This is a genomic window from Magnetospirillum fulvum MGU-K5, from assembly GCF_000442515.1.
GTDB lineage: Bacteria > Pseudomonadota > Alphaproteobacteria > Rhodospirillales > Magnetospirillaceae > Phaeospirillum > Phaeospirillum fulvum_B.
Genome location: NZ_AQPH01000050.1, coordinates 18021 through 27106, shown reverse-complemented (window position 1 = coordinate 27106; position 9086 = coordinate 18021). Strand labels below are relative to the sequence as shown.

The 9086-nt window shown below is 65.2% G+C and carries 10 protein-coding genes; all 10 read left to right on the top strand.

The annotated features are described in order from the left end of the window. Nucleotides 1–292 precede the first annotated feature (292 nt). The 10 genes from K678_RS12370 to nifW all read left to right on the top strand — a co-directional run bounded on the left by K678_RS12370 (nucleotide 293) and on the right by nifW (nucleotide 8859). Nucleotides 293–1993 carry an N-acetylmuramoyl-L-alanine amidase family protein gene (locus tag K678_RS12370; protein WP_039853030.1) on the top strand — a complete coding sequence of 567 codons (1701 nt, stop codon included), beginning with the start codon at nucleotides 293–295 and terminating at the stop codon, nucleotides 1991–1993. Nucleotides 1994–2183: 190 nt separating this feature from the next. After that, nucleotides 2184–3566 (top strand): nitrogenase iron-molybdenum cofactor biosynthesis protein NifE, encoded by a 1383-nt coding sequence (gene nifE, locus K678_RS12365; protein WP_021132798.1) that lies wholly within the window; start codon nucleotides 2184–2186, stop codon nucleotides 3564–3566. A gap of 12 nt (nucleotides 3567–3578) precedes the next feature. Continuing rightward, on the top strand, nucleotides 3579–4937 hold the full coding sequence (gene nifN, locus K678_RS12360; RefSeq protein ID WP_021132797.1) for a nitrogenase iron-molybdenum cofactor biosynthesis protein NifN: 1359 nt from the start codon (nucleotides 3579–3581) through the stop codon (nucleotides 4935–4937). 52 nt (nucleotides 4938–4989) lie between these two features. After that, nucleotides 4990–5409: a nitrogen fixation protein NifX gene (gene nifX, locus K678_RS12355; protein WP_021132796.1), complete on the top strand. Its 420-nt coding sequence runs from the start codon at nucleotides 4990–4992 to the stop codon at nucleotides 5407–5409. 21 nt (nucleotides 5410–5430) lie between these two features. Further along, nucleotides 5431–5880 (top strand): NifX-associated nitrogen fixation protein, encoded by a 450-nt coding sequence (locus tag K678_RS12350; protein ID WP_021132795.1) that lies wholly within the window; start codon nucleotides 5431–5433, stop codon nucleotides 5878–5880. 44 nt (nucleotides 5881–5924) lie between these two features. Beyond that, nucleotides 5925–6224 carry a ferredoxin III, nif-specific gene (gene fdxB / locus K678_RS12345; RefSeq protein ID WP_021132794.1) on the top strand — a complete coding sequence of 100 codons (300 nt, stop codon included), beginning with the start codon at nucleotides 5925–5927 and terminating at the stop codon, nucleotides 6222–6224. An 89-nt stretch (nucleotides 6225–6313) separates the two neighbouring features. After that, a complete protein-coding gene (locus tag K678_RS12340) occupies nucleotides 6314–6934 on the top strand; it encodes a nitrogen fixation protein NifQ (protein ID WP_021132793.1) in 621 nt (206 codons plus the stop codon). A gap of 119 nt (nucleotides 6935–7053) precedes the next feature. After that, nucleotides 7054–7380 (top strand): iron-sulfur cluster assembly accessory protein, encoded by a 327-nt coding sequence (locus tag K678_RS12335; RefSeq protein ID WP_021132792.1) that lies wholly within the window; start codon nucleotides 7054–7056, stop codon nucleotides 7378–7380. 11 nt (nucleotides 7381–7391) lie between these two features. Beyond that, nucleotides 7392–8537 (top strand): homocitrate synthase, encoded by a 1146-nt coding sequence (nifV, locus tag K678_RS12330; RefSeq protein WP_021132791.1) that lies wholly within the window; start codon nucleotides 7392–7394, stop codon nucleotides 8535–8537. Between the two features lie 16 nt (nucleotides 8538–8553). Further along, entirely contained in the window at nucleotides 8554–8859 is a 306-nt protein-coding gene (gene nifW, locus K678_RS12325; protein ID WP_021132790.1) for a nitrogenase-stabilizing/protective protein NifW, read from the top strand. Nucleotides 8860–9086 lie beyond the last annotated feature (227 nt).

The following is a 9086-nucleotide window of genomic DNA, read 5'->3' as shown; positions in this document are numbered from 1 at the left end:
GAAAACGGCAACGTAAGTCCGAAAAAGCGTCTCGCCGGGGTCGCGTCTGCCGCGAAAAGGCGCTACGCCACAACCGCCCGCGAGCGGGCGAACGGACATTGCGTGCTGATGACGCTTCAAAATAGCGGTAGTGGCCGCTTTCGACAACGATCTTATTGGTCCAGGTCCCGGCTTGATTGACCGCCAAGGCGAAGAGCCTTCCAAATCAAAGACTTTTGAATTGAGCTTCGGTCGATGTCTGCGGTATAGCTGGACGCGGTTTCCCTGATTTAGCGGCCACTGACGGGTCGGCATGGTTCGACGACATATTGCCACACTGCCGATGCTGGCCCTGGCGACGGCGTTTCTGCCGCCGGTCGATGCCTTTGTTTGGCCGCATGCTGCCCTGGCGGCATCGGCGTCGGGGGCGCGGCTGGGTCAACCGAGCGACGGCGTCACCCGCTTTGTCGCCGACCTGTCCGAGAAGGTGACGTTCAAAGTCACCGCCCAGACCTTCCCGCACCAGATCGTGATCGATGTGGCCGGGCTGGACTGGCAGGGACCGGCGGTCCTCAGCCATCCGGTCGGCGCGGTCAACGGCGTTCATGCCGGTGACAGCCGCATCGTGCTCGATCTGCGACGGCCCGCGACCTTAAAGAACAGCTTTCTGATCGCGCCGCGCGACGGACTGGGCTGGCGTCTGGTGGTCGATCTCGACGAGAATGCCGCCGCCGCGCAGCCCAAGCCGCACCCCACGGCGGCCACGCCCCCCCCTGCCGCCAAACAAACCGTTACCGCCCTGCCCCGTCCCGCCCCACCGCCGCCCCGTCCGGTGGTCGCCGAGCCGCAGGCCGCCGCCGATCCCCAGGTTCAGCACAGTCCGGGCCGGATCGTGCTGACCAGCCCGAACGCCCTGCCGTCCGAGACGGTCGCGGCCGCCCCACCGCCCCCTCCGCCTCCGCCGCCGCCGCCCGAAGAGCGCAAGGACGAGCGCAAGATCGTGGCCGCCGCCGCGCCGATTCCGGCTCCCGCCCCGGCACCCACTCCCGCGCCCACCGTCGCCGCCACCGCTCCCGTTCCCACGCCGGTTGAACGGCCCGCGCCGGTCGAGCGCCCGGCCCGAAGCGGCAATCTGTTGTCGGTCCCGATGCCGCCACCGCCGGAACGGCCCGCGCCGCCGCCCGCGCCCAGCCGTGCCGAGCCGGTTCGGGCCGAACCGGCCAAGGTCGAGGCCGCGAGTCCGCGCCCCGAAATCCAGCCCGCCGCGATGTCTCCGTCCACCAGCGAGGATGCGGTGTCCCGCCCCCGCGATGGCGGGTTGCCGGTGATCGTGATCGATCCCGGCCATGGCGGCGTCGATCCCGGCGCGATCGGCGTTTCCGGCATCTATGAAAAGCACATCACCCTGGCGCTGGCCCGCGAACTGAAGACCGCGTTGGAGAAAAGCGGCCGCTATCGCGTTCATTTGACCCGCGACCGCGACGTCTTCATCCGCCTGCGCGACCGGGTGGCGATCGCCCGCCAATATGGCGCCGATCTGTTCATCTCGCTCCACGCCGATGCGGTGCAGAACCCGTCCATTCGCGGCCTGTCGGTCTATACCCTGTCGCAGAACGCCTCGGATAACGAAGCGCAGGCGCTGGCAGAAAAGGAAAACAAGGCCGACCTGATCGCCGGGGTTGATCTCAGCCACGAAACCCCCGACGTCGCCGGCATCCTGATCGATCTCGCCCAGCGCGAAACGAGGAACCGCTCGGCCGGGTTTGCTTCGGAAATGGTCGATGAGGTGGGACAGGAATTCAATCTGCTCGACAATACCCACCGCTTCGCCGGGTTTGCCGTGTTGAAAGCCCCGGACCTACCGTCGGTTCTGGTCGAGACCGGCTATCTGTCGAACGATTACGAAGAAAAGCAGTTGCGCCAACCGACCTATCGCGCCCGGCTGGCCAAGGCGATTGCCCGCGCCATCGACCGTTACTTCCCCTCGTCGCAAAAGGCCGCACGGCGGCCTTAAAATATCCCTCTCTGCCTAAGCGCACCCCTCTTTCGTGTGCTTCTTTTTGCGACAATCGCCTGTCGCAGACATGACGCTGACGCGACAATGTCGCGCTATCCCCGGAAAATCCCCAGCATTTCCGCCAGTCCAGAACTTGGCGCAGGGCTTGCATACCTAGGTCTCGTACCGCAACGGGAGGCCTGCCCAGATGCTCAAGCGAAAAATCCAGGAGCTGATGACCGAACCGGGCTGCGCCGTCAACACGGCGAAGTCGGCGGGCGAGCGCAAGAAGGGATGCGGCAAGAAGCTGGTGCCGGGGGCCGCCGCCGGAGGCTGCGCCTTCGACGGGGCCAAGATCGCGTTGCAGCCGATCACCGATGTCGTTCACCTCGTCCATGGCCCGATCGCCTGTGAAGGCAATTCGTGGGACAGCCGCAACGCCTGGAGCACCGGGCCGACGCTGTACCGGCTGGGCTTCACCACCGACATGGACAATCTTGACATCATCCATGGCGGCGAAAAGAAGCTGTACAAGGCGATCCGCAAGGCGATTGCCCGTCACTCTCCCCCCGCCGTGTTCGTCTATCAGACCTGTGTCGGCGCCCTGATCGGCGACGATGTCGAAGCGGTGTGCAAGGCCGCGACCGAGCGGATGGGCGTTCCGGTGATCCCGGTCAACGCGCCGGGCTTCGTCGGTTCGAAGAATCTGGGCAACCGGCTGGCGGGCGAGGCGTTGTTCGAGCACGTCATCGGCACCGTCGAACCCGACGATGTCGGCCCCACCGACATCAACATCCTCGGCGAATACAATGTCTGCGGCGAGTTGGACCAGTTCCGTCCGCTGCTGGCCCGGCTGGGCATCCGGCTGCGCGCCTCGATCACCGGCGATGCCCGCTTCGCCGACGTCGCCGCCTGTCACACCGCCCGCGTCAACATGGTGCTCTGTAGTCAGGCGCTGGTGACGCTGGCGCGCAAGATGAAGGAAAAATACGGCATCCCTTATTTCGAGGGATCGTTCTATGGCATCTCCGACACCTCGGACGCGCTGCGCGCCATCGCCGGATTGCTGGTCGAACGCGGTGCCGACCCCACCCTGATCGACCGCACCGAGGCCCTGATCGCCGAGCAGGAGGCGTTGGCCTGGGCGCGGATCGAGCCGTACAAGGCCCGGCTGAAGGGGAAGCGGGTTCTGCTTTACACCGGCGGGGTCAAAAGCTGGTCGGTGATCCAGGCGCTTCAGGAAGTGGGGATGGAGGTGGTCGGCTCCTCGGTGCGTAAAGCCACCGCCTCCGACCGCGAAAAGGCGCTGGCCCGTCTGGGCGGCGACGAGGAAAAGCTGGCCGACGCGATCCCGCCGCGCGAGATGTACAAAATGTTCGCCGAAGGCCGCGCCGACATGATGCTGTCGGGCGGACGGTCGCAATTCATTGCGCTGAAGGCGCGGACCCCCTGGATCGACATCAACCAGGAACGTCACCATGGCTATGCCGCCTATGACGGCATGGTCGCCCTGGTCCGCCAGATCGACCTGTCGATCAACAACCCAATCTGGAATCAGGTCCGGGCTCCCGCGCCCTGGGACCCGCAATAGGAGGCGGCCACGATGGCTCTGATCGTCGATCACAAAAAGCCCCTGTCCACCTGCCCGCTGAAGGTCAGCGCGCCGCTGGGCGCGGCCCTCGCCTTCATGGGGATGAAGGGCTGCCTGCCGATGTTCCACGGCAGCCAGGGCTGCACCGCCTTTGCCCTGGTGATGATGGTCCGCCATTTCCGCGAGGCGATCCCGCTCCAGACCACCGCGATGAACGAGATCAGCACCATCCTGGGCGGGATGGATCAGGTCGAGGAAGGTCTGCTCAACATCGCCAGCCGGGCCAAGCCCGAGATCATCGGCCTGATCTCGACCGCGCTGACCGAGACGCGGGGGGAGGACATGTCGGGCGAATTGAAGCAGATTCGTGCCCGCAACAAGGAACTGAATGACATCGCCGTCGTCGACGTCAGCGCCCCCGACTTCGCCGGGTCGCTGGAAACCGGCTGGGGCAAGGCGGTCGCGGCGATCATCCGGGCGCTGGCGGTTCCGACCGGGGGACTGGCCAAGCTGCATCAGGTCAACCTGCTGCCCGGCTGTCACATGACCCCCGGCGATATCGAAGCGTTAAAGGACATCATCGCCGATTTCGGCCTCGATGTGATCGTGCTGCCCGATCTGTCGGACTCGCTTGACGGTCATGTCGCCGATTCCTACGTCCCCACCACTCTGGGCGGCACCCCGGTCGCCAAGGTGCGCGAGATGGGGCGGTCGAAGCTGACGATCGCGATCGGCGAGCACATGCGGGTCTCGGCGCGGACGCTTCAGGAAAAGACCGGGGTGCCGTTCGTGCTGTTCGACCGCGTCACCGGACTGGAAGCGGTTGACCGGCTGATGGTCTGCCTGTCGACGGTGGCCGAGATACCGGTTCCGGCCCGGCAACGCCGCGCCCGCTCGCAACTGGTCGATGCGATGCTGGACGGGCACTTTTACTTCGGCGGCCGCTCGTTTGCGATTGCCGCCGAACCCGCGCTGCTGTGGAGCATGGGCAAGCTGGTCGCCGACATGGGGGCCACCATCGCCGCCGCCGTCACCACCCAGGCGGTACCGCATCTGGCCGAGCTTCCGGCCGAGCGGGTGATCATCGGCGATTTCGAAGATCTGGAAGACCAGATTCTCGAAGCGGGCGGCTGTGACCTGATCATTGCCAATTCCAACGGACGTCAGGCGGCCTCGCGGCTGTCGACGCCGCTCTATCGCGCCGGATTCCCGGTGTTTGACCGGCTGGGCCCCGCTCACGAAGTCAATGCGGGCTATCGCGGGACCCGCGATCTCATCACCCGGTTGGGCAACATCCTGATGGAGTGCCCCAACCACGGCCCTATCTCCGCGGAGCACACCCATGGCCACACGCCGGCTGCGGCTGGTTAACCCGGACGATTGCCTGTCCGGTGACGGGCCGAGACGAACTAAAGGAGGTCACATGAGAATCGCCATCGCCACCCAGGACCGCCAGCGGGTGGATGCCCATTTCGCCAGCGCGCGGACCTTCCTGTTCTACGATGTCGGACCGGACGAACACACCTTTGTCGAAGCGGTGCAGTTCGATCTGGTCAGTGCCGAGACCGGCGCTCATCCCGAGGACGGCGAAGACCGGCTGACCGCGAAGATATCGGCGCTGAACGGCTCGGCCTTGCTGTTCTGCCGCGCCATCGGCGGCCCGGCGGCGGCCCGTGTCGTTCGCGCCAACGTCCATCCGATCAAGCTGCCCGACGACGAGCCGATCCCCCAGGTGATCGAACGGGTCCGCACCATGCTGAAGGGCAATCCGCCGCCGTGGCTGCGCAAGCTGCTGAAGGACCCCGAGGAAGGGGCCGAACGGTTCGTCGACGACGAAGATTAACCACGGAAAAGAGAGTGACCCATGGCAGAGTCCGCTTACACCGACCCGTTCCTCAAATCGCTGTTAATGCTGATCCGCGCCCATGATGGCAGCGGCGCGTGGGAGACGATGCCGGATGCGGCGATCCTCGCCCCCTTCATCGTCACCAAGGAACAGCGCCGCGAGATTCCGATGATCGGCGACCCCGATCCCGACATCCTGTGGCGGGTCGAACTGTATTACGCCGCGATCGGGCTGGCGATCGAACAGCGCAGCGGGCACAGCGCCGCTCCGATCATGAAGATTCATCACGAAGGCTGGGGGCGGATGCTGCTGACCGCCGGACGGCTGGTGGTGGTCAATTCCTATCTGCGCGATCTGCACCGCTTTGGCTTCGAATCGGTCGAGGCGATGTCCGCCAAGGCCGCCAAGATCATCGACGAGGCGGTGGCGATGATCGAGCGCTTCCCCGACGTCGCCAGCGCGACCTGAAATCCCCCCAATCTCAAGCAATCGAAAACGAAGGAGAGGTTCCGATGTCGTACCGCCAGTTTTCCAGCCGTGATGGATCCCCGTGGATTCCCAAGTACCTGACCGAAATCAGCGCCGATCTGTGCATCGGCTGCGGCCGGTGTTTCAAAGTCTGTTCACACGCCGTGATGAAGCTGATGGGCATCAACGAAGATGGCGACATGTGCGATCCGTTCGACGATGATGACGGCGACGTTGTCCGCAAGGTGATGACGCTGGAGCAGGCCGGCAAGTGCATCGGCTGCGGATCGTGCGAGCAGGTCTGTGGCACCAAGGCACAGACGCACGAGCCGGTTCCGGCCTGACGACAGTGCCTGTAAGCCGGGGCAAAGAGCTTGGAACAGTCCTGCTCCAGGCTCTTCGCCACGAATGACCTTTCGGTGGGAGAAAACGGATGGCCGACACCCTGTATGCCCGGTTGATGGATGGGCCGGGGGGCGGCGATCCGTTCGACCGCCACCTGTTCGCCTGTGCGATCCGCGTCGCCCTGAACGACGGGTCCGCCCCATTGGCGCGGGGATTGGGGCTGTCGTCGGAATCGCTGGCGGCCCTGATCGGCCGCCATTTCCCCGACGCTCCCAACCTGCTGGCCGGTCTGTCGGTCGAAATTCATGACGATCTGCCGCTCTCGCCCGAAGAACCCGATCTACGTGCCCTGATCCTGGGCAATCGCCGCGGCGTGCTGGTCGAGGAAGAGTGGCTGGCCCATATCCTGGCCCGCCGCTCGCTGGGGGCCAACCATCTGTGGCAAGACCTCGGCCTGACCGGACGCGCCGACCTGTCGGCGTTGATCCGCCGCCACTTCCCCACTTTGGCCGCCCTCAACAGCCGCGACATGAAGTGGAAGAAGTTCTTCTATCGCCAGCTCTGCCAGCGCGAAGGCATCATCATCTGCAAATCGCCCAATTGCGATGTCTGTGTCGATTACGGCCTGTGTTTCGGGGCCGAGGACGGCACGCCCGCGGCGGACTCGCTCCCCCTGTCGCAAACGCGACAGGATGGACGCAACACGTAGCATCCCAGCCAGCCCCCACGACCCACAAAACCCCGGATTTCCGCCTTTCCCCGGTTGGCATCGCCCTTGCATTGTCCTTCAGACATGGGGCTTTCCCAGCCTTCGAGGAGGAAACCATCATGTTGAGCCTGACCGACAAAGCCGTCGAGGTGATCCGCGAGGTTTGCCAAGGCGAGTATACCGGACTGCGGGTGCTGGTCCGCAAAGGGTGTTCGGGACTGACCTACAGCATGGGGCTGGAGGAACAGGCCGCCGAAGATGACGAAGTGATCGACGTCGATGACGTCAAGGTGTTCGTCGATCCCGGCTCGGCGATGTGGCTGGTCGGCGCGACGATGGATTACGTCGCCGAATCCTCCATGGGATCGGGCTTCGTCTTCGACAATCCCAACGCGGTACCGCCGCCTCCGCCCGGTTGCTCCTGCTCGTCCGGCACCTGCGGCTGAGGAGACGGACCATGGCTGTGCGCGCCCCGATCATTGTCAATGACACCACGTTGCGCGACGGCGAGCAGACCGCTGGCGTCGCCTTCCGCCGCTCCGAGAAACTGGCGATCGCCCGCGCCCTCGACGCCGCCGGAGTGCCCGAGATCGAAGTCGGCATTCCGATGATGGGCGAGGATGAGCAGGCGGGCATTCGCGCCGTCGCCGCGCTCGGACTCAAATCCCGCCTGATCGCCTGGTGCCGGATGCGCGAAGACGACCTTGCCGCTGCGGCAACCTGCGGGGTCGGCATCGTCAATCTGTCGATCCCGGTTTCTGATCTGCAATTGTCGGCCAAGCTGGGGCGCGACCGCGCCTGGGCGCTGGATCATATCGATTATTCGGTGCGCCGGGCCTGCGCGATGGGGTTCGAGGTGCTGGTCGGCGGCGAGGATTCGTCACGGGCCGATCCCGGCTTCCTGATCCAGGTGATCCAGGCCTGTGAGGCCGCCGGAGCCCGCCGCTTCCGCTTCGCCGACACGATGGGGATCATGGAGCCATTCGGCGTTTACGAGCGCTTCACCGCCCTGCGCGCCGCGACGGAGATCGAGCTGGAAATTCACGCCCACGACGATCTCGGGCTGGCCACCGCCAATTCCCTGGCGGCGGTCAAGGGCGGCGCGACCCATGTCAGCACCACCGTCAACGGGCTGGGCGAACGCGCCGGGAATGCGCCGCTGGAAGAGGTGGTGGTGGCACTCGACCACCTCTACGGCCTTCCCACCGGCATCAACAAACGCTCGCTCGGGCCGGTATCGCAATTGGTCGCCGTCGCCTCGGGTCGCCCGGTGCCGGTCAACAAAAGCATCGTCGGCGATGCCGTCTTCACTCACGAATCCGGTATCCATGTCAGCGGCCTGTTGCGTGACCGCCGCACCTATCAGGCGATTGACCCCCATGAACTCGGCCGTGACCACCGGCTGGTGCTGGGCAAGCATTCCGGCCTGACCTCGGTGCTGCACGCCTGCCACGAAGCCGGGCTGGAAATCGACACGCCCGGCGCGCGACGGATGCTGGCCCAGGTCCGCCGCCATGCCGACCGCACCAAGACCATTCCCACTCTTGATGACCTGAAGCGCTTTCACCGCGACGCGGTGCGTGCCTCGGTCGCCCCGATCTAAAAGGAGCCTGAAAGCGATGATTCTCGAAACCCTGGCCAAACTGTCCAGCGCCGAGCAGTTCTTCGACACGTTGGGCGTCCCCTATGACCCGCAAGTCATCCGCGTCAGCCGTCTTCACATCCTGAAGCGGTTCCGCGACCTGATCCGCACCACCGATATCACCGGCCTCAACGACGATGAAACCACCGCCGTCTGTCGCGCCGCCCTGATCCAGGCCCATGACGATTTCGCCGAAGGGCGCGGCCCCAAGACGTTCAAGGTGTTCCGCGACGCCCATCCCGGCTTCGTGCCCTTGGGCGAAATCCGTCGGGTCGCGGTGTAGGTCAAGGCTGCGCGATACCGTCCTTGACTGTGTCGCCGCCCTCTTCTTCGTCATGCGCGGGCTTGACCCGCGCATCCCTACCGGGCAGGACACCTCCTGATTCCAATTCCGTCTCGACCGTGACTCATCGACCCCCGGGTCAAGCCCGGGGATGACGGGTCTTAACCGGATCGAGAATCGTCTTGAGGCGCTGGAGGACGTCAAGCCCGGGGATGACGGGGCTTAAC

Bases quoted from the DNA above. Each gene is read 5' to 3' on its own strand.
- K678_RS12340 (WP_021132793.1), top strand. From the start codon at position 6,314: ATGGCCGACACCCTGTATGCCCGGTTGATGGATGGGCCGGGGGGCGGC.
- nifE (WP_021132798.1), top strand. From the start codon at position 2,184: ATGCTCAAGCGAAAAATCCAGGAGCTGATGACCGAACCGGGCTGCGCC.
- nifW (WP_021132790.1), top strand. From the start codon at position 8,554: ATGATTCTCGAAACCCTGGCCAAACTGTCCAGCGCCGAGCAGTTCTTC.
- nifV (WP_021132791.1), top strand. From the start codon at position 7,392: ATGGCTGTGCGCGCCCCGATCATTGTCAATGACACCACGTTGCGCGAC.
- K678_RS12350 (WP_021132795.1), top strand. From the start codon at position 5,431: ATGGCAGAGTCCGCTTACACCGACCCGTTCCTCAAATCGCTGTTAATG.
- K678_RS12335 (WP_021132792.1), top strand. From the start codon at position 7,054: ATGTTGAGCCTGACCGACAAAGCCGTCGAGGTGATCCGCGAGGTTTGC.
- nifX (WP_021132796.1), top strand. From the start codon at position 4,990: ATGAGAATCGCCATCGCCACCCAGGACCGCCAGCGGGTGGATGCCCAT.
- nifN (WP_021132797.1), top strand. From the start codon at position 3,579: ATGGCTCTGATCGTCGATCACAAAAAGCCCCTGTCCACCTGCCCGCTG.
- K678_RS12370 (WP_039853030.1), top strand. From the start codon at position 293: ATGGTTCGACGACATATTGCCACACTGCCGATGCTGGCCCTGGCGACG.
- fdxB (WP_021132794.1), top strand. From the start codon at position 5,925: ATGTCGTACCGCCAGTTTTCCAGCCGTGATGGATCCCCGTGGATTCCC.